At 53.9% G+C, this 24,588-nt stretch carries 9 protein-coding genes; 6 read left to right on the top strand and 3 right to left on the bottom strand.

Features of this window, described 5'->3' with window-relative positions; translation table 11 throughout:
• Nucleotides 1–6: 6 nt before the first annotated feature.
• The gene (glgA, locus tag VMF88_06605; GenBank protein ID HTY10726.1) at nt 7–1,485 is read right to left on the bottom strand and encodes a glycogen synthase GlgA; all 1,479 of its coding nucleotides are present in this window, start codon (nt 1,483–1,485) and stop codon (nt 7–9) included.
• Between the two features lie 419 nt (nt 1,486–1,904).
• Here glgA and porU point away from each other — a divergent pair, with 419 nt between their 5' ends.
• The 5 genes from porU to VMF88_06580 all read left to right on the top strand — a co-directional run bounded on the left by porU (nt 1,905) and on the right by VMF88_06580 (nt 14,407).
• The gene (gene porU / locus VMF88_06600; GenBank protein ID HTY10725.1) at nt 1,905–5,954 is read left to right on the top strand and encodes a type IX secretion system sortase PorU; all 4,050 of its coding nucleotides are present in this window, start codon (nt 1,905–1,907) and stop codon (nt 5,952–5,954) included.
• A gap of 81 nt (nt 5,955–6,035) precedes the next feature.
• Nucleotides 6,036–7,145, top strand: coding sequence for a PorV/PorQ family protein (locus tag VMF88_06595; protein HTY10724.1), 1,110 nt, complete (start codon nt 6,036–6,038; stop codon nt 7,143–7,145).
• 55 nt (nt 7,146–7,200) lie between these two features.
• Nucleotides 7,201–10,287 carry a T9SS type A sorting domain-containing protein gene (locus tag VMF88_06590; protein HTY10723.1) on the top strand — a complete coding sequence of 1,029 codons (3,087 nt, stop codon included), beginning with the start codon at nt 7,201–7,203 and terminating at the stop codon, nt 10,285–10,287.
• 80 nt (nt 10,288–10,367) lie between these two features.
• Entirely contained in the window at nt 10,368–13,463 is a 3,096-nt protein-coding gene (locus VMF88_06585; protein ID HTY10722.1) for a biopolymer transporter Tol, read from the top strand.
• A 53-nt stretch (nt 13,464–13,516) separates the two neighbouring features.
• Nucleotides 13,517–14,407, top strand: coding sequence for a hypothetical protein (locus VMF88_06580; protein HTY10721.1), 891 nt, complete (start codon nt 13,517–13,519; stop codon nt 14,405–14,407).
• 23 nt (nt 14,408–14,430) lie between these two features.
• Here the strand turns inward: VMF88_06580 and lptG are convergent, their stop codons facing one another.
• Both lptG and VMF88_06570 read right to left on the bottom strand, forming a co-directional pair.
• The gene (lptG, locus tag VMF88_06575; protein HTY10720.1) at nt 14,431–15,516 is read right to left on the bottom strand and encodes an LPS export ABC transporter permease LptG; all 1,086 of its coding nucleotides are present in this window, start codon (nt 15,514–15,516) and stop codon (nt 14,431–14,433) included.
• A 24-nt stretch (nt 15,517–15,540) separates the two neighbouring features.
• Nucleotides 15,541–16,905 (bottom strand): LptF/LptG family permease, encoded by a 1,365-nt coding sequence (locus VMF88_06570; GenBank protein ID HTY10719.1) that lies wholly within the window; start codon nt 16,903–16,905, stop codon nt 15,541–15,543.
• Nucleotides 16,906–17,162: 257 nt separating this feature from the next.
• On the opposite strand from VMF88_06570, the gene sprA reads away from it, so the two are divergent.
• The gene (gene sprA, locus VMF88_06565; GenBank protein ID HTY10718.1) at nt 17,163–24,578 is read left to right on the top strand and encodes a cell surface protein SprA; all 7,416 of its coding nucleotides are present in this window, start codon (nt 17,163–17,165) and stop codon (nt 24,576–24,578) included.
• Nucleotides 24,579–24,588: the final 10 nt, after the last annotated feature.

Below are 24,588 nucleotides of genomic sequence, written 5' to 3'. Positions count from 1 at the left end.
CGGCGTTTATTGCTTGACAAGATTTCTATAGAGATTCGTATATTTCTTCGCCGACGATTCCCACGAAAAATCCTGCTGCATGCCGGTCCTCATAATCTTTTTCCACGCGGCGTCGTCCTGGTACACTTTCAATGCGCGATGGATCGTCTTGAGGAGCTCTTTCGAATCGTATTTTTTGAATTTGAACCCTGTGCCGCTGTTGCCGTCGAAATCCTGGATGGTATCCTCCAGGCCTCCGGTCGCGCGCACGACGGGGACCGTGCCGTATTTAAGGCTGTAGAGCTGGTTCAGCCCGCACGGCTCGTACCGTGAAGGCATCAGGTACATGTCGCAACCGGCCTCGATGAGATGCGCCAGCTCGTCGTTGTAGCCGATGTAAATTCCCATTTTCGACGAGAATTTCTTGTGCATCGATTCGAAGTAGTCCTGGTAACGTTTCTCACCGGCGGCCAGCATCACGAACTGAAGGTCGAGCTTCATCATCTCGTCGGCTATTTCTTTGATCAGGTCGAGCCCTTTTTGGTCGACGAGCCGGGAGATGATGCCGATGAGGGGGACATTCTCCTTGTAGCCGAGGCCGAATTTCGAAAGCAGCTCCCTCTTGTTGTCCGCCTTTCCTTCGAGCGTCCTGACGTCGAAACGCTTGACGATGTGCTCGTCGGTTTCGGGGTTCCAGATCGTGTAGTCGATGCCGTTGATGATGCCGTGCAGATGCGACTTTTTCTTCTGCAGGACCCCTTCGAGTCCGCAGCCGTATTCTTCGGAGGTGCAGATCTCTTCCGCGTACTTCTCGCTCACGGTGGTGATGACGTCGGAGTAGACCAGCCCCGCCTTCATGAAATTCAACTTCCCGTAAAACTCCACCCCCTCTTTCGTGAATTCCGATGCGGGGAGGCCCGTCTTATCGAACGACGGCGCTGGGAATGTTCCCTGGTAGGCGAGGTTGTGAATGGTGAACACGGTCTTCATGTGCTTGAAGAACGGGTCGTTGCTGTAGATCGTTTTGATGTATGCCGGAATAAGGCCGGTCTGCCAGTCGTTGCAGTGAATGATGTCCGGCTGCCATCCGAGGCGCTTCAATGTCTCAAGAACTCCCCGGCAAAAAAAGATGAAACGGACATCGTTGTCGGCATAGTCCTTTTTGCTGTCCGGGCTGGTGTAGATGCCGGGACGTTCGTATAATTCCTTGTTGGCTAGAAAATATACCTGGACTTTTGATTTGACGTTCGCGATGAACGACGAGTTGACGTTTGCGGCTTTGTATTCGCTCCCGATGGGGACTTCGATGTCTTTGAGGCGAATGACGTCGTGCAGCTTGAATTTCCGTTCGCTGATGGAACCGTACCGCGGCATGATGATGCGGATTTCGTGCCCCGAATCTTTGATGACCTGAGGAAGGGTCCCGGAGACGTCCGCCAGTCCCCCTGTTTTGGCAAATGGTTCGACTTCACTCGAGACGAAAAGAATATTGAGGGGTTTCGACATAGCTTCTTTGCTTGGGGATGAAACTGTGATCAATGCCTCCTAATTTACTAAAAATCCGGGCGATAAGCAATTCAAAATCCGGCGTTGCTCGCCTGGCGCAGTTCAATCGGGAATCTCATTCTCTTTTTGAAGAATGGTACAATTCGGGAACTTTTTCATTTCGTCCTTGCGAGTCGCTCTTTCACGATCAAATTTCTCCTTGACAATAGAGCGCGTCTTGGGTATATTTTACCAAACAAATAGCAGGAGCAGCTCGTATCGCAATTGTTAAGGGTTAGTAAAGAGTTTTAACGAAGTTTTTTGTTCCAAACCTTTGACGTTGAATACGGAGTTGCTTTTTTATTGTACCGAACGTCATTGGTGTGGACGAAAACCATGAGGTTCGGTTTTTTATTATAGGCCCGGAAGTGAAAAGGACGTTGCGAAAAATTCTCCTCTCGGTTGCGGCTTGTATGCCGATTGCGGCGCTGCAGGCAAACGGTGCATCCGGAATTTTTTCGGATGTGCGCGTCATCGAGTCGACGGCAGGGGGGATCACGCTGGAGTTTGTTCCCCGCTATACGGCGGGAGAGAAGATCCTCAGCGAGGGGAAGACGTTCCAAACGATCGAATTCCGGCAAAACTCCCGGCAGAGTTACGCCGATGCCGGCAAGCCGGACATCCGTTTCCGGACCATCGCGATCGGTCTTCCGGGCCGGAGGAATAACCGCGTGTCCGTTCTTAGTTCGGAATTCCAGAATGTCGCCGGCCTTTCGCTGGCGCCGGTGCCGGCGCTCTCACCTTCCCAGTCGAACCCGGCCGGAAAGAGCTACAAGCAGTCCGCTTCAGCGTTTGCATCCTATTCACCGCCGGCGCTCGCTCTCCTCGACAAGGTAGGGATGGTCAAAGGGACGTATGTCGGATACCTGAAAATATATCCCGTTCAGTACAGCGGCGAAGCGGGGACGATAAAGAAATATTCGCGGATCGTGGTGCGCGTGGAGTTCGGACCGCGGGAACGGACCACCGCTCCGGCGGCCGATGACGATTGGATGCGAGCTTCTCTATTGAACTATCCAGTGGTGAAACGCTCGCTCCAGGCAAGCGCTGCAGGAAAGATGAATGCGGCTTCAAACAGCGTGTTGTCGTCGGGGACATGGTATAAGCTCCAGATCTCAGGCGACGGAATGTACAAGATCGACGCGACATACCTGGCAGCGCTTGGCATCGACCGTACGGGCATTCCGTCGATACGGGATATCAAGATCTACGGCGGCAATGGTGTGACGCTCCCCGCCGACTTAACACAGCCGCGGGCGGCCGATCTGACACAGCTCCCGGTTCTTTACGTTGATGCTAACGGCAATGCGAAGTTCGATGCTGAGGATTACATTCTTTTTTACGGCCAGGGGGTGACCGGATGGACCTATGATCCGGTGGCGAAACAGTTTTCTCATTACATCAACCATTACACCAACAACAATGTCTACTTTCTTCAATACGCTCCCGGCACGGGGAACGGTCTGCAAATGGCGAACGAAGCCGAGCCAAGTTCCGGGACTCCCGTAACAACAGCAGTCGGGAAAGTGTTTTTTCAGGAAGAAAAGACCAATGTTGACGATTCAGGGCTTGAATGGTACAGCGCTCCGATGAACCCGAATGACTCGCGCGTCATCATCAACAAACTGGATGGCTACATCCCCGGCTCGATCATCAACTATAAGTATGAATTGCTTTCTCACGCGGATGTCACCGCTGTTTTTTCGATCCAGGAATCGGGAAACCAGATCGCTTCGGTGGTTATACCAGGCCAGGACGATGCAACGCTCGCTCTCGATATTTATGACTATGCTTTGAAAGGGGATGGAACGGGCTCGGCTGTGCTCCCCTCACCTTCGGCAGGAACAAGCAACCTCAAGATCGGCTATAGCGCCGCGGGAGCGGTAGCTACGGGATATATCAACTGGATTGAGTTGACGTATCAGCAGCAGCTCGCCGCAGTAGGCGATGCTCTTCTTTTTACGTCGCCCGATAATTCTGGTTCCGTGGAGTATGATCTCTCGGGGTATTCGTCAGCGCCATTTTCAGTTTTTGACATTACCGATTCTGTAAAACTGATGTCATCGCAGGCTCAGCAGATAGCCGGCACGTACCTTTTCAGGGATAATCTTACCGCGGGAAAAGTGAAACGGTACTGGGCAGGAACGACCGCCGCCTATAAGACTCCGTCCAGCTTCGTCCGGATTCCCAATACAAACCTTCGGGGCAATGTCGCAGGCGCCGATTTTGTCATCGTCACTCATCATGATTTCGTCTCTGAAGCCTTGAGGCTGAAGGCTCACAAAGAAGGCCTTCCGGGAGCCGACGCGCTGAAGACGTTCGTCGTCGAAGTCGATACTCTCTATAATGAGTTTGGAAACGGATTGCCCGATCCGGTTGCCATACGGGATTTTTTGGAATACGCAGTGAACAACTGGCAGCTGCCGCCGCGCTACGTCCTTTTTTTCGGAGATGCCTGCTTCGACTACAAGAATATTTTGAATCTTGACAGAAATTGGGTGCCGACGTACGAGACTCCGGAAACAGATTATCAGATCTATACCTACGGGTACGATGATTTTTATACGTACCTCGAGCCCGGGAATACGGCGACCGCCAGTATGCCGAGCGGGCGGCTTGCCGTGCGCAGTCTCGACGAGGCCCGGCTCACGGTCGATCGGATCATCCAATACGAATCCGCCCCCCCGCCCGGGACATGGAAGAATCTCATTACGATCGTGTCGGACGACCGGAACGTCGACGGCGCCCTCGATGATGCTCCGAACCCCGAGCAGGCGGATATCATCGCAGAAAACGATGTGCCAAAATCGTATGACCTGAAAAAGATCTATGAAGAGGCATATCCGACCGTGATCGCATCGACCGGGAGGACCAAGCCTGCAGTCCGCCAGGCTATCATTGATCAGATCAACCGCGGAACGCTCGTGATGAACTATACGGGGCACGGCAACCCGAAAGTATGGTCGCACGAGACCATCCTGACACGGGACGATGTCGGCACGCAGTTTTTCAACGCAAACATGCCGACCCTCTTTGTTGCGGCGACTTGCGATTGGGCCCGGTATGATGACGCCGCTTCGCAGAGCTCCGCCGAAGTGGCGATCGTGAATCCCAACGGGGGGGCGATCGGCGTGGTTGCTCCGGACAGGGAGGTATATTCTACTGAAAATTTCGAATTGAACGATCAGCTTTACCAGTATTATTTCCCCGCCGACCAGTACGCACGAACTCCCCGTTTGGGAGACGGGCTGTTGATGGCCAAAAACAATATTTTCAGCGATCTCGACAATTCCCGCAAGTACCATCTACTCGGCGACCCGACGCTTCGCCTGGCTGTCCCGCAGCTGGTGATGCAGATCGATTCGATCAACGGAAAGCCCGTTTCCGGCGCCGCCTTCGACACGCTCCAGGCGCTCAGCAAGGTGACCGTCACGGCGTCCGTGCGTGATGTCAACGGCATCATTCAGAATATCAACAGCGATTCTGCGCTTGTGAACATTTACGATGCGGAAGTATTGGATTCGGTCTTCGATAGCGGCGTTGTGGGCGGAGCATGGACACATAGTTTTGAGTTTCTGGTGCCGGGGCCGACAATCTATAAAGGGGAAAACACGATCCATAACGGGAGAGTGTCGGCAACGTTCATCATCCCCAAGGATATTTCGTACGAGAACAAGCAGGGAAAGGTTGCGGTCTATTTTTCCGGAAACGGAACTGACGGCCGCGGATATACAACACAGGTGATCGTCGGCGGCACGGCGGCCTCCGTTGCGAACGATACGCAGGGACCGACCGTCACTATTTATTTTGATACGCGCTCCTTCCGCTCCGGCGACCTCGTGACCGAGAGTCCGACGCTGATCGTCGATCTTTCCGACAGCAGCGGCATCAACGATGCGGGTAGCGGTGTCGGCCACGGTTTGGAGGCATGGCTTGACGGCGATACGAAAGGACTCGACCTGACCGACTACTACACCGGTGCGAGGGACAATTATCAGGCGGGCACGATCGTCTACCAGTTCAACGGGCTGGCGCCAGGAAAGCACACCCTTGCCGTCCGGGCCTGGGATGTCTATAATAATCCGACGACGAGCCAGGTGGATTTCTCTGTAGCCGCGAGCACATCCCTGGCGCTGGAGAATGTGTACAATATACCCGATCCCGTCCGGTCGACGACGACCTTTACGTTCCAGCATAATCAACTGACGCCGATCAACGTTGAAATAAAAATTTACACCGTGGCGGGACGGTTGATTCAAACGCTCTCGAGCAGCAACTATCCCGATCGGTTTGTCCAGATACCATGGGATTGCCGCGATCACGACGGCTCGAGAATTGCCAACGGAACGTACCTCTATAAAGTTGTCGCAAAAACCGTGGACGGAAAATTCGCGAGCGAGGCCCTCGGCAAAATGGCGATCGTGCGATAAACGTCGTGTGTTCCGAAAACGTTGAACCTCAGAGATAATTAGCGTACATTGCATTATTAAATTTTTGGAGGCTGTTCGAGCATGAAAACATTGGTGTTTGTATTGGCGGGAATTGCAATAGCTGCCGCGGGATCAGATATTGCGCGCGCTCAGGGGGGAACATCAGCAGTTCCGTTTCTTCTGATCTCTCCTAATTCCCGCGCGAGCGGGATGGGGGAAGCAGGTGCTGGGTTGGCGGACGATGCCGGCTCGGTGTACTGGAATCCGGCCGGGCTAGGGTTCCTTACCGGGAGCGAAGTCAGCATCACGCATGCGAACTGGCTTCCGCAATTCCATCTGGCCGACCTGTTCTACGACTATCTGAATTTCAGGCAGGACGTTCCGGAGTGGGGAGGGACGGTTGCAGCCAGCGTCACGTACTTGAATTTGGGAACATTCACGGTGACGAGCGAAGGAGGACCGACGCCTATCGGACAATTTAAGGCGTTTGAAGTTGCCGGAACGGTCGGATACGGTACCCTGCTTACCGACAATTGGGGGATCGGCCTGAACCTGAGGTTCATTAACAGCAGCCTCTCTCCGATCGGAGCAGGGTCCGAATCGGGGAACGGTGTTGCGTACGATATGAGCTTTGACATTGCAACGCTCTACAAGCCGCAGACGCTCGTCATTCCGTTCACGAACATCGACCTCGGCAGTGTCTTCAGCGTTGGAGCCAATCTCTCGAACCTCGGTCCGAAGGTGACCTACATCGACGCCGCCCAGGCCGACCCGCTGCCGACAACGCTCCGCCTCGGCTTCGGCATCACTCCGATCAAGGATGAGTTCAACAGCTTTGAGATCGCGATTGACTTCAGCAGGCTTCTTGTCCAACGGAACGGCATCTATTCGGACCCTCTTCCGAAATCCCTCATCACATCGTGGACGGTTCCCGGGTTGAGCGGCGTACTGCGCTCGACGCAAACCTCCGCCGGTTTTGAATACTGGTACAATAAACTCATCGCCCTGCGCATGGGGTACTTTTATGAGGATCCGGCTTACGGCAACAGAAAATTCATGACCTTCGGCGCCGGCATCCGCTACGACATCTACGGATTCGATTTCAGCTACGATTCCGCGTCCGATGCCGACAGCCCGCTCTCCGATACCTTGCGGTTTACTCTGCTCATTATTTGGGGGGCCGGGGATTAGTCTTGGTATAGCGTTGTCGCATGTTGTGCACATTTATTCTACGGACTAATCCATCATGGCGAAGTTCTGTCTCACCCTTGTCCTCGTAGTCACCGCTCTGTTTGAAAGTGTTGCTGCGCCCCGTCACGCCGTGCAGAAGATCACGCATCCGCTTCGCGCGGACGGAGGCGTTGTTCCCCAAGGGCGCGTTGCCGCTTTGAGATCTTTTCCCGATACGCTGAGAATTCTTGCCATCATGGTGCAGTTTCAGCAGGACAGCGATACGCTCACGACCGGGAACGGCCGGTTTGACCTCACGGCTGCGCCGCAGCGCATCATCGACGCCCCTCCGCGCGATTCATCGTATTTTGCGGACCACCTCCTCTTTGCGAAGAATTATTTTCCAAAAGCATCGAACGGCAGACAGAATGTCTCTACTACGGTCCTCGGAACGGTGCTGACCCTTTCGAAGCAGATGAAACAGTATGCCCCTCTGGCTTCGGGGGGATCGGGCGCAGATCTCCCCATGGGGGAGATGATCCAGGAGGCATGGGCCCTCGCCGATTCGGCGAACCCGGCGTTCCCGTTCGAAGAGTACGATCTGTTCGTGATCTTTCATGCCGGCGCCGGGCACGATGTCGATCTCCAATCGTCCATCGGTTATGACCCGACACCGTACGACCTTCCGTCGTTGTACTTCAGCCTCAGCGGACTGCAAAATCTCTTCGGCGCTTCTTTTGCGGGAGTGCCCTTGAAGAATCATCCCGCGTTTTTTATCACCAACTCGATCGTTCTTCCGGAGACGGAGAATAGAGTTCTGCCCGCTTCGACCGGCGGAAATTTCTTATACCAGCTCAGCATCAACGGATTGATCGTCGCAAATATTGCCAGCTACCTCGGGTTGCCCGACCTTTTCGATACGCAAACCGGCGGAACGGCGATCGGCCGTTTCGGCCTGATGGACGGTCAGGCGATTTTCAGTTTCTCGGGATTGTTCCCTCCCGAACCGTGCGCATGGGAGAAGATCTTTTTGGGATGGACCTCGCCGATCACGGTTCCCGCCGGGAGTTCGGCGCTTCGGGCTCCGGCAGGAGGACTATATCAGGCAGCCGAGGATACCATCTACAAGGTTCCGATCAGCGCTCAGGAATACTTTCTCGTCGAGAACCGGGACCGCGATGCGCATAAGAACGGGGAGACGCTGACGATCCGGTGGAACGGACAACAGTTCACGAAGACGTATTTGCAGGACGACGACGATTTCAACGCCTTCAACGTCGATTCTATTTACGGGACCGTGGTGGATGTCGATGAACTCGATTGGAGTCTTCCCGGGGCGGTCGGCTATCTCGGCGGAATCCTCATCTGGCACATCGACGAGACGGTCATCGACGCGAACCTTGCGACGAATACGATCAATGCCAACCCAACGCACCGGGGGGTCAATCTCGAAGAAGCGGACGGCTCGCAGGACATCGGCCAGTCATACGGGCTGCTGGACCCGGGAAGCGGCACCGAGGACGGCTCACCGATCGACTATTGGTTCAAAGGAAACAGCTCGCCGGTCTATACGAATCAATTCGGTGAAGCGACCCATCCGAATTCCCTCAGCAATTCGGGGGCGCGTTCTCACGTCACCCTGAATAATTTCAGCGACAACGGTCCGGTGATGACGTTCCAGTCGAATGTCGGAGACGCCGGAGTCTCGCTCCAGAAAATCATCAAGCGAAAGAATATCAACGCAGGTCAAAATGATGCTCCTTTTTTTGCCGACATCGATGGGAGCGGCTCTAACGAGTTGATCTATACCTCCGGCGATTCGGTTTATGTGCTCAAGAGCGATCTGACGCCGTACTTGAACAATCTTACAGGGCTTTATTTTCCGTCCGGCGGAAAATTTCAGCCTGCGCTCTCCCGAAGTTCTTCCGTGATCTCTTCGATCAGGGGGCTTGCGGTGAGCAGCGATAGCCTGTTCGCCGTTGTGGGAAGTCTCCATCCGAGTACGGACAGCATCGCCGCGATCTTGGAAAGCTTCTCGGCAAACAGTTTGATCTCGGCGCCGGTCAGCGTATCGTCGTCGAACGATGTCCACTTTTACGCGGGAGACCGAAGCGGGCAGTTTTATGATTTTTCGGCATTGGGCGGATTGGTCGAGCATCGCGTTGGATTCTCCCCGGTGGCATCCTTGTCGATCGCCCCGGGCCAGGCCTGGACGATCTCGTTGGGGGATTCGTTAATTGACGAGAGCGCCTCATCCCCCGTCCGCGGAAAAAATGTCGTCGCGCTCGGAAGCTGCAAATTGAACTCCGCATCTGCTGGCGTCTCAACCGTTGCCGTGTTTGATGACAACACATTTTCCGTCTTCGACGCTTCGACGCTGACGGCCTCCGGACCGTATCACGTCGGCGGGAATGTGACCGGCTCGTTTGCGATCGCCGACGTTAACGGCGATGGACAGGAAGACCTCCTGATCGGAGCCGACAACGGATTGTACGTCTACAATTGGAACGGCGTTCTTCTCGACAATTTTCCGCTGAAGGTGCTGGACGGTGGAAAAGTTTCAGGAAGTCCGATCGTTGCCGGTTTAGCCGGAAGCAGTTCTGTCGGAATTATTTTCGGAAGCTCGAACGGACAAATTTATGGATACGACGGGAGCGGAAAAGCCCTCAACGGATTTCCGCTGCAGGCCGGCGGGATCGTTTCCTCTCTCGCATCGTCCGGCAGCATGCTTGCCGCGGCCTCGGCCGATTCTTCCGTGTATGTATGGCGGGTTAACGGTGTTTTCGATTCCACGAAAGTCTTGTGGAAAGGATTCCTCGCCGACGAGCATCACTCGAACTATGCTCAAACCAATGCATCGCTTGTTTCACGGTCGGCTGAACTTCTTCCGGCGTCGCTGGCATACAATTGGCCCAATCCGGTCTACGACAAGACGACCAACATCCGCTATTACCTGAGCAAGCCCGCGGTCGTGGGAATAAAGATTTACAACATGGCCGGCGAGCTGGTGGACCAATTCTCCGGACCCGGCGCCGGCAACGTCGACAACGAGATTCAATGGAATGTGTCGAAGGTGCAGAGCGGAGTGTACTTTGCGCAGATCCGCGCGAATGCTTCGGGAGAACAAAAAAGCGTCGTCATTAAAATCGCCGTTGTGAAGTGATGATGACTAAAGCCCGAATCGAGGGAGCCGGAAAACAGCATGCGATCATCCATCTGCAAAATTCACGGAAGGCAAATCCCTTGCGACGAGACCTGCTGCGCCTCCTCCTCGCTGCCCTTGTCGCCGCTTCAATGCTTTCGATACCGCTCTCGGCTCAAGACGATTATTTCAATCACACAGAATTAAATTGGTACACGATCGAAACGCCCCATTTTTTTGTCCACTTTCACAACGGTGAGGAACGGAGCGCGCGGGTCGTCGCAAAGGTTGCGGAAGACATCTACGGACCGGTCACCAGCCTCTATCATCACGAACCGGACCAAAAGGTCAGCATCATTTTGAAAGACTACGACGATTATTCGAACGGCGAGTCGTATTTTTACGACAATAAGATCGAGCTTTGGGCGCCGCCGCTTGACTTCGATCTGCGGGGAACCCACAATTGGTTCCGCAACGTCGTCGCGCACGAGTTTACGCATATCGTCCAGATCCAGACGTCGATGAAGTTCGGGAGGCACGTTCCGGGAATCTATTTTCAGTGGCTCGGCTATGAAGCGGAGCGGCGGCAGGACGTTCTTTACGGATATCCGAACGTCATCGTCTCGTATCCTGTATCCGGCTTTATCGTTCCGAGCTGGTTTGCCGAAGGGGTGGCGCAATACAACCGTCCGGAATTGAGCTACGATTACTGGGATTCGCACCGCGACATGATCCTTCGCATGTACGCGCTGGACGGCAATATGCTCACATGGAGCGAGATGAGCGTGTTCGGAAAGACAAGTCTCGGCAACGAATCGTCCTACAATGCCGGCTTTTCGCTCGTAAAATATATATCGGAAACATACGGTCCCGATGCGATAGCGAGGATCGCCAAGAATCTTTCCAACCTTACGACAATGACGATCGACGGCGCCATCGAACGGGCGATCGGAAAAAGCGGCCAGGAACTTTACAACGAATGGCAGCGGCACGTCGTCTCCGACTATAAACAGCGGTCGGAACCGATCCTCCGCAACAGGGTGGAAGGGGAGACGATCGGCGCTGTCGGATTCGGGAATTTCTATCCGGCTTTTTCTCCCGACGGAAGAAAGATCGCGTACACGTCCAATAAGACCGCCGATTATTTCGGGCTTTCTTCTATTTATGTCTACGACCTTGACACAAAACAGGAAACAGAGATCGACGAAAAAGTTCTCTCCTCCGTCTCCTGGTCTCCCGACGGGAAAAAAATCTACTACTCAAGGATCACACGGCACAATCCCCATTGGTCGGCAGTCGGCGATCTGTACGTTTACGACCTTGACGGGAAAAAAGAGACCAGACTCACTCATGCGCTGCGCGCGTTGAATCCTTCTCTTTCACCGGACGGGAAAACGATCGTGTTTGTCACGGAAGGAGACGCCACGCTTAATCTCGCCCTCGTCGACAGCGACGGAAAGAATTTCCGGCTGTTGACGAATTTTAAGAACGGCGAGCAGGTGTTCACGCCGAAGTGGTCTCCCGACGGGACTGCCGTGGTGTGCGGGTATGCTTTCCGCGAGGCGCAGGATGTCGTCCGTATTACTGTCGCCGACGGTTCACTCGAAAAGATCCTGACCGGCAGCGAAGATCAAAGAAATCCGGCGTATTCGCCCGACGGGACGAAATTGTATTTTGCTTCGGACAAAACCGGTATCTTCAACATCTACGCCCTCGACCTGCAAACAAAATCGGTCGAACAGATCTCCAACGTCCTCGGCGGCGCATTCATGCCGTCGGTGAACAAGGAAGGGGATGTTGCCTTTGCTTCGTACACTTCTGGAGGGTTCAAGCTGAATCTCCTGCGGCCATCCTCGCCGCAGAACTTCGCCTCCAATAATTACGTCACCCCGGCAGCCGATCTTCCCATTCCGCCGGTACCGGCCGCCGCAGACAGCGGGGGATACTGGAGCGGTCTCCGCGCATACGACGATACCCAGCTTCCGCAGACCGCGTCGAGGCCGTACAAAAATATTTTTACAAGCTTGTCGATCGTCCCGTTTCTGCGGATCGATGAATACAGTACGGCGAACAAAGGGATCGATTACATCAAGCCGGGCTTCTACTTTACCTCGTCGGACGTTGTCGACAAGCTCGACATTTTCGGCGGAGCCGCCGCCAATCGCCTGCTTGAGCGCGATCTGTTCTTCATCTTTGACTACAGGGACAGAATTCCGGGGCTGTATCAGCTGGGACTTTCTCCGTCGGTCTCGCTCGAGCTCTACAATATCACACGAGAGGCCAAATCCGTTCCTGGAGTTTTCGGGCTTGATACGGTAAACTTCAACCCGAGCTACGGCCTGCTGGAATTCGATATCAATTTCAGGCAAAATCTCTTTTCCGAAGCGGACGTCGTAACGCTGGGATACTCTAACTCCCGGTACAACCAGGATATCGCCTCGACATTTTCACCCACCCTCAATGCCGACATTCCAGGTTCGACCGATTATTATTTTAAGGGGAACGACATTTCGCTGACGTGGGAATTCAAGGGGGTTGACCGCTCACGCGACCAGGAGATCAATCCGGTCGGACGGAAGATCTTCCTTCGCGCCGATTACGAACTGGACCATTTCAACTACAACAACGAATATGCGAATACCGAGACAGGTCTTTCCCCGGTACTTTCGCCGTTCAATTTTCCTAAAGCTGAAGTGAAATACAGCGAATACATTCAGCTGCCGGGGGGAAAGCACACGCTGACGCTCTCGCTTCATGGCGCAACGATCTTCGGCCCCCAGGTTCCCGACTTTTTCGATTTCTATGCAGGAGGATTGGTCGGTATGAAAGGGTATCCGTTCTACGCGCTCGGCGGCAACAGGATCGCGACGGCAAACGCGACGTACCGTTTTCCGTTGTGGGACAACATCGACTTCCGGTTTCTTCCGCTGTATTTTGACAAGCTTTACGCTTCGGTGCATTACGATTACGGCAATGCGTGGAACGGCGATGCCGACCTTGCTTCGTTCAAGCACGATGCCGGGTTTGAACTGAGGCTGGAATCGTATTCATTCTACGCTTACCCGACGCGGATATTTTTTAACGGATCGTACGGGTTCAATTCGTTCTCCATCATTGGCACCGACGGAAACCCGGTCCAGTACGGGAAAGAATGGCGGTTCTATTTCGGCGTTCTCTTTGACTTCGACCTTGATTGAAATTAGTGCCCGGAGAAGTTGCGGTTCACAGAAAATTTTCTGAGGAGTTGTTTATGCGTATCATAATGTTGCTCGCTATCTTCGTACTTCCGCTCGAGTCCTATGCCGGCGATGGCACACTGACGGGAAATGCCCGGATGGACCTGGTCGCGATGCCGCCGTCCGATTCGGTCCCTCAATCGAAGACAGTCATGGTGCAAAATACCGTTGACCGTTCGAGGCTGAAGAAGCCGATCCTCGCCGGAGCAATGTCGCTCCTGGTCCCGGGATCGGGAGAGTATTATTCAGAACGGTATCTTAAAACGGGAATATTTCTCGCTGTTGAAGCGGCTGCCTTGACGGCTGCGATTTACTACAACAACCGAGGGAACACGGCGACGACGAATTTTCAAAATTATGCTAACCAGCATTGGAGCGCCGTCAAATACGCAGAATGGATCAACGCGAACGGAACAAACTACGAGGAGTCCGGGACGACGTATCCGACCATTGACCCGACAGCACCGCAGCCCACCCTCTTTGCGGAGATCAACGCATGGGAAATACTTCCACATACTGTCGGTTTTTCGCATGAGTTGCCGACGTACAATACCCAGCAGTATTATGAACTGATAGGAAAATATTCTCAATTCAAGTACGGATGGGACACCTACGTCGACAAGAGCGGCAACCCGCTGGGGGACGATGGGTATGATCTCTCGTTCATCCCCCAGCAAATGCTGACGTACGCGCATAATCGCGGTGTCGCCAACGATTATTATTATACGGCCGCGACGGCGACAATTTTCGTTGTCGCAAATCATTTCATCAGCGCGATCGACGGCGCATGGTCCGCCTCCAATTACAATAAAGATGTGACGTCGTCCATCGGGATGCATTTGCAGGATGCAGGGGGAGGAGAGGTAGCCCTGGTGACAGAATTGACTGTGAAGATAAGCTTGTAGTCTTGGATCGCGTTCGCTCGGATTTATTTCTGGATCCGGACGATGTTCACAATGCCCCCTCCAAGGAAGATCAGATTAGCAAGCCAGGCGGTCAACAAGGGTTGAAGGTCGCCGTTATACCCGAATACCTGGCTTGTCTTCATGAAGATCAGATAGATGAAACAGACAGCGACAGAAATTCCAAACTGCACCGCTAACCCGCCCCGGCGCTTCCCAAAGGAGAACGGAACGCCAAACAACACCACAATAAAGCTCGCAAACGGGAATGACACTTTGCTATAGAAATCGACCTGCAACCGTGCGACGTCGGTCCCGGTCCGCTGCTGCCGTTCAATGAATTTTTTGAGCTCAAAATAATCCATCTCGTCCGGATTCTCCTCTTTTTTTACGATGTCGGCGGGAGCAAAGTGAAGCGTGTCGATGGTCAGCCTGTCGGCCGTGCTCAGCTGTTCTTTTCTTTGATCGAACGTGCGCCTGGTGACTCCATAGAGGGTCCACTTGCCCGTTGCAGTATCCCATCGGATTTGTCTCGCGTCGAGGCGCTGGGAAAGGCTGATGAGGTTCGTGTCGCTGAAATCCTGGATTGAGGTCCGGCCGCCTAAATTAGTGGCACGGTCGAAAAAATTGATCGAGACGATCCGTCGCGAACCGTCCTGCACATAGATATTGGACCGCGCTGTTGCTTCATAATTACGCTGGAGATAGACATGCTCGATGTTGAACTTGCGCTGGTTGGCATACGGAACGATCCATCCGTTGAAATAGACGGAGGCGACGCTGATGAGGAGCGCCAGGATCAGCATCGGCGCCATGAACCGGTACATGCTCACGCCGCTCGATTTCATTGCGGTCAGCTCGTTGTTGTTCGAGAGTTTTCCCGTCGTGAAGAGGCTTGAGAGCAGAATGGCGACGGGCGTCATCAGCTTGATCATTTCCGGCGTGAAGGCGATATAGTACTGGATGATGATCATCGCGTCCGCCTTCCGGTCGAGGAAATCGTCCAGCTTCTCCATCAGATCGATCACGATGAAGATGAACGTGAACGCGACGATCCCGAAAAGCGCGGTGAGGAGAAATTGCTTGATGATATATCGGTCGAGGAGTTTCATTGAGGGGCTAACAATGCATGGTCCTTACATTCCGCTGCGCAGCCGGCGCGGGATCAGCCGCTTCATCCAATCGAAGCGGAGCTCGACATTTTCTTTTGCGATCCTGTATGTGAGTACGACGCCGAGCGCTCCGATGACGATATTGGCGATCCACATCCCCAGCCACGGTTCGATGAGTTCCCTGTCGGCAAGTTTTTCGCCGCCGATGAGCGAGGCCCAGTACAGAAGGAAGAACCCGAGGCTCAGCGACGCTGCCACGCCGAACCCGCCGCGGCGCGACATCACGCCGAGTGGCGCGCCGACGAGGACAAAGACGAAACAGGCGACCGGAATCGAATATTTCTTATGGATCTCGACCCAATACTGCTTCATCGTCCGTTCAATGTACGAATAATTGGCCAGTTCGGCGTCGAGCCCGTTCCGCAGCATCATCAACTGGCTCGAAAGGTTGGTGAACGGTTCAATCGCCCGCCAGGAAGCGTAGGCGTCCGACTGTCTCGCGATGGTGCCGTTGAACACTTTTTGACGGAGGCCGTCGGTGAGGGCGTTGATGCGGCTGCGCGAGACATCCCCCTGCACCTTGAGGCTGTCGACGATGTACAGCATTTCGCCGGCGCTCATCTCGCGGTTGCCCCGGGTAAAAGTGTTTTCGCCGGAACGCTCGAAATCGAAGCCCTCGGCCTGTGTCGTGAGAACTTGCCGCTGAAATTTGATATTCCGGTAGGACATGTTGTCCGTCAGGTTGAGCTCGTGAATTTCGCCGTCATACAAGTCCATGATCAGTTTGCGGTAGTCGGCCGAAAAAGAGAGGGCGCCCCGTTTGGCGGTGATCACCACATTCTTGTTCGGGTCTGTGAAATCATAAATGATGACCCCCTCGAGGTTGTTCGATTCGGCAAAGGTCTTTCGGACGAGCATGCTGTAACCGGGGAGGTCCTGAGAGAAGAGACCCGGGACGAGCGTGAACGTCGGCTTCTTCCGCCGGATATCCATCGTCAGCGTTTTCAGCCGGTGGTTGGCCTCGGGAAGAACTTTGTTGTCGAATTGAACCATCAAATACGTCAGGATCCCCGCCACGATGAGCACCGGAAACATCATCCGATACAAGCTGACGCCGCTCGCTTTCATCGCAGTGATCTCGCTGTTCGCGGAAAGGCCGCCAAATGCCATGAGGGTTGCAACCAGGACCGCCATCGGCACGGCGAGGACGACGATCCAGGCCAGGTTGAGCACCATAAGTTCAATGATCACCGCTCCGCTCAATCCTTTTCCGGCAAGCTGATCCATGAACTTCATCATGAACTGAAGAACGAAAAGAAACATCAAGACGAAGAACGAACCGATGAACGGGGCGAAGTGTGCTTTCAGAATGTGGCGGAAGAGGATCATGATGCAATATACGAACTGCATCCGTTCGTATCAATTCAAATTACAAGAAACGGAAAATGGTCTGCCGTGTCGGCAGATTGCTTGCAAGTTTTTCATTTATTGTCTACTTTAGGTTACCATTCATCAGTGTCCATCCACATAATGGAGAGCAGTCAGCGGAATTTTGTTACCTGATCACTAAACTCCCGGCATGAGCGTTGGTTTGCTCGTGTTGATTATTCCGCCTTCGGGCAATTGACTGTATCTCTATTTCGTTAGTGAATCCAACGAGTACGTCCATATTTGCAAGGGCATCCTCTTTTCTGCGCGGGCACATCGTGTTGCTGGGCGTTAATCTCATTGCTCCGTGCGTTGTTATTTTGTTTTCCGGGTCCGCTGAGGTTGCATTTGCCCCCGCCCCTTTTCCGTACGCCGCTCCGGCAGCTGATTCGCTGAAAGGGACCGTGCCCCCCGCAGATTCAAAGGCCGTCAGCGATGGAGCGCATCCTGCATCCGCAAAAAAAGACACAGCCCTCAGCTCCTCCGTTTCGCCCGAGGTGCACAATACTTCGATCGCGGACTCTTCTGTTGTCGTGTCGTCAAGCGAGGATGCTGCGAGCGATTCCGTCGCATTCAGGCAGAATGTGACAGACATATTTTTCAAAGGGATCACCATCATTCCCGAGGGGGGAAAATTCTTGATCGATTCGGCAGAATCGTACGCCGATTCGCTCACCAACAAGAATTCTCTTCTGCTCAAGGAAGAAAATCAGGAAAATCCGTTCGTTTTTAAGATCGGCGTTCGCGATACCACGTGGTATCGGCTTCCGAAAAAGACAAGAGATTCGATCGCGCGCGCCGATTCGATCCGCAGGGTCCCGCGCGACTCTACGGCCCGCATTGCGCAGTTCCTGTACCACCGGACCGATGAACCGATGGTTTCCATTTTCGAGCAGCGCACCTACTCGATGTTCGGAAAGCCTCCGTCTCTTATCATACGGACCGTCGAGCTGGATTCCACCGGGCAGTATGTCATAGTCAGGGAACGGGTGAACGGGGGGGATGTCAAAATTCCGGAGAAGATGCCGCTTGACGAATACGTCAGGCTCCGGTACGCTTATGACATAGAACGGAGCATCGCCGACGAGGTCCATAAAGTCGGGACGTTGAAGAAGAAGAATGACCTGGGAGATGTGCTCGGCTCGATCACCAATATCGACATTCCGATCCCGGCGAACCCTGTCTTCAGCATTTTCGGTCCTCCGAAGATCAACCTCCATATTTCCGGCGCCGTCGATATCCACGCGGGCTTTACGAACACGACGACGGACCAGGTGACCCTGTCGGCGCTCGGCAATACGGTCAACCAGCCCGACTTTTCGCAGCAGGTGCAGATCAACGTAAGCGGCACGATCGGAGATAAGCTCAATATTCTTGCCGATTGGAATACACAGCGAACATTCGAGTACGAGAACCAGCTGAAAATCAAGTACACCGGGTATGACGATGAAATCGTGCAGAGTGTTGAAGCAGGAAACGTCTCGCTTGCGACGAACTCTTCATTCATTTCCAGCAGTTCGGCGCTGTTCGGCATCAAATCGACGTTTCAATTCGGTCCTCTGAAAATCATCGGCCTGGCCTCGCAGAAAAAGGGACAGATCCAGGAAAAGAATATCAGCGGCGGCAGCTCTGAAACCGATTTTACTCTCCATGCCTACAATTACAACACCGACCATTATTTTGTCGACACGAGCTATATTTCACAGTTCGAAAGTTATTTCGCGAACCGGCAAGGGCACCCTGGAACCACGATTATTGATCAGGAAGTCTGGATCACCAGCCCAAACCCCAATGATCCAACAGCGTTTGCGGGGCTTGCTTTCATTAATCTCCCTGCAACACTGCCGACTGATCAATCGATTTACGACGTGTACCGACAAGACACAGTAACGGTCCAGGGACAAACCGAAGCAGGTAAATGGCAGAAGCTCGTGCCGTCGAGAGACTTCACGATCAACCAGGGGGCCGGTTATATCACGATGAACAGGTCGGTGCAGGATAACCAGGCAATCGCCATCGCATATCGCGTTCAGAATCCGAGCGGCCATCAATTTGACGCTGTATATGGCACCTTCACCGGGACTGCCCAGCCGTCGAGTGTTCTTATCCTGAAACTTATAAAGCCCAGATCCCTCCAGCCGGTCTACACTCAGGCGTGGCGGCTCTTGATGAAGAACATTTATGCGTTGGGAGGACGCGACATCAAATCGGCGGGCTTCCAGCTCAACATCTATTATAACGTTCCCGGGCAGTCTCCTATCGACAATATCAACGGCACGAAGCTTCTCCAATTGTTTGGCTTTGATAACTATAAAAGCGATAACTCACCGGGTTCCGATAACGTCTTCGACTATATCCCTCCATGGACCGTCGACGAGACACGCGGCGAAATTATTTTTCAGTCAGTGGAGCCGTTTCTGGGTACACGTCCAGATACTTCCGGGGGAAGGCCCCTTTACGGAGGCTTGAAAGAGGCCTTCGATAAGTACAAAATCAATATATCTCCCGATTCATTCAGCTATCCCGACGTTTACGACAACACTCCATATCTAGCGACGCAGAACAACCTTCGCGACCGGTTCACGATCGTAGGAAAAACGACCGCCGGGAGTTCCAACACGATCAACCTCGGCTTCAATATCGTCGAGAACAGCGTTCAGGTACTTCTCAACTGCCAGCCGCTGGCGGTGAACGTCGACTACACCGTCGACTATATTACCGGCCAGGTCATCATCAAGAACCAGGCTGCCCTTGTTCCCGGAGCCAATCTTCAAGTGAAATTCGAGCAGAACGATCTTTTCCAGATCGCATCGAAGACGCTGCTCGGAACGCGGGCTGAGTTAAAGCTTTCGGACAAAACGGGGCTCGGGTTCACGCTCATGAACCTAAACCAGCAGACGCTCAGCGAAAAAGTCCGCCTCGGCGAGGAACCGACCAATAACACGATCTACGGATTCGACGGACAAACCGGCGGCAACCTCGATTTTCTGACCAAGGCCATCGATGCGCTTCCGTTCGTTTCAACGAAGGCCAAGTCGGAATTCACGCTGCGCGGCGAGATGGCATTCATGTCCCCGGATGCGAATACTCAAAAGAGCACGATCGGCATCGACCAGGGGAAGTCGATCGCTTACGTCGACGATTTCGAAGGGGCCAAGAAGACGATCCCGTTCGGCGTCAGCTACGGGACGTGGCATTACTTGAGTCCGCCGGGATACATCGAGGGAGTTGATACGGACCTAACCCGTGTCGTGTCAGACGGGGAGAAGATGTTCTCCAAAGCAAAGACGTACTGGTACACGATCCCCAACAATGTAGCCGTGACGTCGATCTGGCCGTACAAATCAGTGGCGCAGGCCGACCAATACACTTCGGTGTTCTATGTCGACTACAACCCGAGGGACCGGGGAGAATACAATTATTCAATGAACCTCGATTCGACGCTTCTTCGCAATCCCGAGAGAAACTGGGGAGGGATGCAGAGGTTGTTGGCATCGGGAGTTGTCGATCTGGTACAGGAGAACATCAACTACATTGAGATCTGGGTGAAGATTGACAACAAAGTGCCGCTTGATACTGCCAGTAACAGAATATTCATCGATCTGGGGGCGCTCAACGAAGATGTTATTCCGGACGATCCAGGGACCACGCTTGGAGGGATCCACACGGAAGATAACCCTACAGTTCCCACCGGCGTGGTGAGCGCTGCCGAGGACGTCGGCCTCGATCGTTTAAGCGATGATGGTGAAAGAAGTCAGTACGCTGCATTTATTGCAGCGAACAAGAGCTCATTCCCGAACCTCAACGATGATCCGTCCGGAGATGACTATGTTGCTCCGAGTACGACTAACGGTAGTGGAGATTACAGTCACATTGATGGAACAGAGAATAACCTCCAAAGCGAGAATGGCCGAACCCCGGACACAGACGACCTGAATCATAATAATTACCTGGATAAAACCAACAGCTATTTCGAATATCAGTTAAACCTCGATACATCGAGGACGGCATCTGGCGCATACGCGAACCCGCAGCTCGTCGGCGGCGGATCGAACGGATGGTACGAATATCGCATTCCGCTCATCAATTGGACGAACAAGATCGGTTCTCCCGATTTCTCGCTCGTCGAGTATGCAAGAATGTGGTTCACCGGCTTTAAGCAGGAAATCCGTCTCGGTATCGCGCAGTTTGACCTTGTGGGAAACCAATGGAAAGAGCTCGTGCAGCACGACAGCACGTTCTCTCTCGCCGTCGTCAATATCGAAGACAACCCGGCGGAATATATCAGCCCCCCCGGCGTCTCCCGTGCACGCGACCTGACAAAACCCGATGAGCAGGTGTTCGAGAACGAACAGGCCCTTGCGCTGAATATTCACAACCTGACGCCGGGAAGCACACGGCAGGCGATCAAACAGTTCAATACCAAACCCCTCGATATGTTCAGCTACCGAGAGCTCAAGATGTTCGTCAGGGGGGATCCGAGTTTCCGTGCGAGCGTCACGAATCCGAGCGCGAAATTATTTCTCCGGTTGGGAGCAGACAGTCTCAACTATTACGAGTACAAAGAACCGATAATGCCGGCGGACCGAAGCATCACCACCCCGCGTGCCGGACAGGAAGCGAATGTCTGGAGCCCTCAGAATAACATCGATATCGTCTTTTCCGAACTGGCGGCGATCAAACAAGGAAGGGATTCGGCGCAGATCAACAGAGTTGTTTCGAAATATGCCCATCCGGGGAGCGGAGACAGCGCCACCTACAGCGTGCTCGGCAACCCAACGTTGACAAACATTCAGTTTATATCCATCGGTATAGAAAACCCGGACACCATCCTCGCCCCGCGGTCGACGATCGATTCCGCGACAGTATGGGTGAACGAACTTCGTCTGGTCGACGTGGACAACAGCAAAGGACGCGCGTACAGTGTCAGCGGCAGCGTGAAACTGGCCGACATCGGTTCGGTCTCCTTCTCGTACACCGACATCGACCCGAATTTCCACCAGCTGGAATCGCAGTTCGGAAGCCGCACCACGACGCGCAACTGGGGGATCAACTCGAGCTTTGCTCTTGACAGATTTCTGCCTCCGACCTGGACAGGGACGTCGCTTCCGTTCTCATTTTCTCATACCGAGGGGAGCACATCGCCGAAATATTTGCCCGGGTCGGATGTGGACGTCGCCTCCGCCGCTCAGCGTGAATACGAGTTAACCGGTCTGCGGGCGGCACAGCAAAAACTTATTTTCGAATCACAGACGCTGACGACCAGCAGCACGTACGCGATGCCGACATTCAAGATCGTGATACCGTCGGAGCGGTGGTACATCAGGGATTTTTTCGACAAGCTGGTCTACGGTTTTTCCTACAACAATTCGTTGACACGGAGCCCGACCGTCGAGTATCAGACACAATGGGGATGGACCTCTCATCTCGGATACGCTTACACGACGGACCCGAACGATTTTATTACGCCGCTTTCGGGTTTCGGCAGCGCATTTTTATTGAGCGGGCTAAAGGATTTTCGTCTTTATTATCCGATCCAAAACATCAACCTCACCTATGACATGGCGCGCTCGCAGGTTCACCAGTTGACACGCGGCGCATCTGAAGAAAGCCCGCCGAACCGGAACTTCTCGGCAAACCGCACATTTTCCTTTGCGTGGAAGCTGACTGAGAACGGATTGATCAATCTCTCCGGCACCTATTCGCTGAGCGTCGCCAGCACGATGGTCTCCCTGGAAACGGACACGCTGGGAAATCAAAGGCCGTTCACCTCCATTCTCCGCAGCCTTTTTTTCCAGGACCAGCTCATAGGCTTCGGGCATGACATATCATACGGTCAGAATATCGACGTTCAGACTCACCCGAGAATAATGGAACTCCTTAGCCTCAATAAATATGTCACGATGACGGCGCATTACAGCGTCGGATATCACTGGCAGAACAGCCTGCAGTTAAATGACCTGGGGAAAGGGGCTGGATGGGCGAATTCGATATCGCTTTCTTCCGAGGTCAGCCTGAAACAATTTGTCGAGACATGGTTCCCGACCCAAAAGGGGGGCACTGAAACACAAGGAGGCTCAACGGTCAATCGTTCCCGTCTCGCGGGACGAGGCCGCGGGCATCAGGATGATGAGGAGTTGAAGGACCTCAACAACCCCCCGGCTCCGCAGCAATCCGACACGGCGAAAGTGGGGAATCAATCCGCATCCAGGGATTCAACAAAATCCCGCGACTCGACGCTTGCGGTGCAAGAGACAAAAGGCAAATCGGCGTTCTCGGCGAAAGAGAACCTTCTGGAATTTGCCAGGATCCTCATCAAGACTCCGTTTTTGGATTACGACAAGATAAACGTTTCGTTCGACCAGTCGAACAGCGCAACGAACGGAGGGATTCCGGGAAGGCCGGGGTTTGCCAACCTGTTCGGGAGGCCGTTGTTCTTCATCGACAGCAAATCCGAGTACGGTCCGACTGCCGCATACCAGCTCGGCTTCGTCTCCGACCCGACGGCAAATATCACCGGCGTTCACGGGCAGGGCGCTTTTCCTTACTTCGGTTTTTCGACCAACACGGGACTTCGCGCGCCGAACGGGCAGCTCAACGATTCCTATACAGAGGACAACAAGATCAGTCTGCGCACGACCCGGGATCTCTGGACCGGTGCCCATGTCGACCTGACCTGGAACGTCGACTGGAAATATTCGAGGAATGAGACGATCACCACCGATTCGCTCGGGAGGATATACCAGGTCAGCACGGCGACGACCGGGAGCGTTGAGCGTTCGTTCTTCACGCTCCCGCCGGTGTTCGTCCTCTCGGCGTTTAAGAGCGGCATCACGGAAGTGAGCAAAGAGTTCGCAGCGCTCGAAGACAACACGAGCGATACCCGCATCAACGACGAAAAATTATCGCAGGCGTTCGAGAACGGTTTTGAATCGGTGCCGCTCTTCCGAAAGCTGCTCGGAGAGTTCATGCCGCGGTTCAACTACTCTTTCCATTGGGACGGGTTGGAACAGCTCTCGATCTTCAAAAGTTATGCGAGCCATGTGAGCCTCGACCACGCGTACAGCTCGACGTACCAGACGTCGTTCCACGGCAACCTGTCGGGCGGCGACGAGATCGTTGATGCCCAGCATATCGGGTATCAGTTTTCTCCGCTGCTCGGACTCAGCGTTACGTTCAAAGAGCTGTTCAAAGGGAATGTCAGCGCCAACATTCGGTACAACACGACGGAGTCGTATGATCTTATTCCGTCCGCCCAGAACATCGTCGAGAACGGTACGAAGGAAATTTCGATCACCGGGAGCTTCGGACGGACCGGATTCGAAATTCCGTTCTTCGGGCTCTCTCTTTCGAACGACATCGATATCAGCCTGAACTACACTTACTCCGACAATTCCCGCGTGACGTATACCGCGCTTCCGGCCGGGACCGGCTCCGGGCTCGACGGAGGCGTACCGGGTGACGGGTCGTCGCGCAGCGTTACCGAGCCGCGCATCCGCTACGTGCTCAGTTCGCGGGTGACCGCTTCGCTCTTTTACCGGTACACGAAAGTGACTCCCGATGCAGGGGGCTCGACCATCCCCGGCTCGACGACAAACGAGGGAGGATTGGACGTTCACATCTCGATCCAGTAAGAGGGGATGA

It is taken from the genome of Bacteroidota bacterium (genome assembly GCA_035506275.1).
In the GTDB taxonomy this organism is placed as follows: domain Bacteria; phylum Bacteroidota; class Ignavibacteria; order UBA10030; family UBA8401; genus JAGVPT01.
Note: the sequence above shows the minus strand (reverse complement) of the source record. Positions and strands in the feature narration are given on the sequence as shown.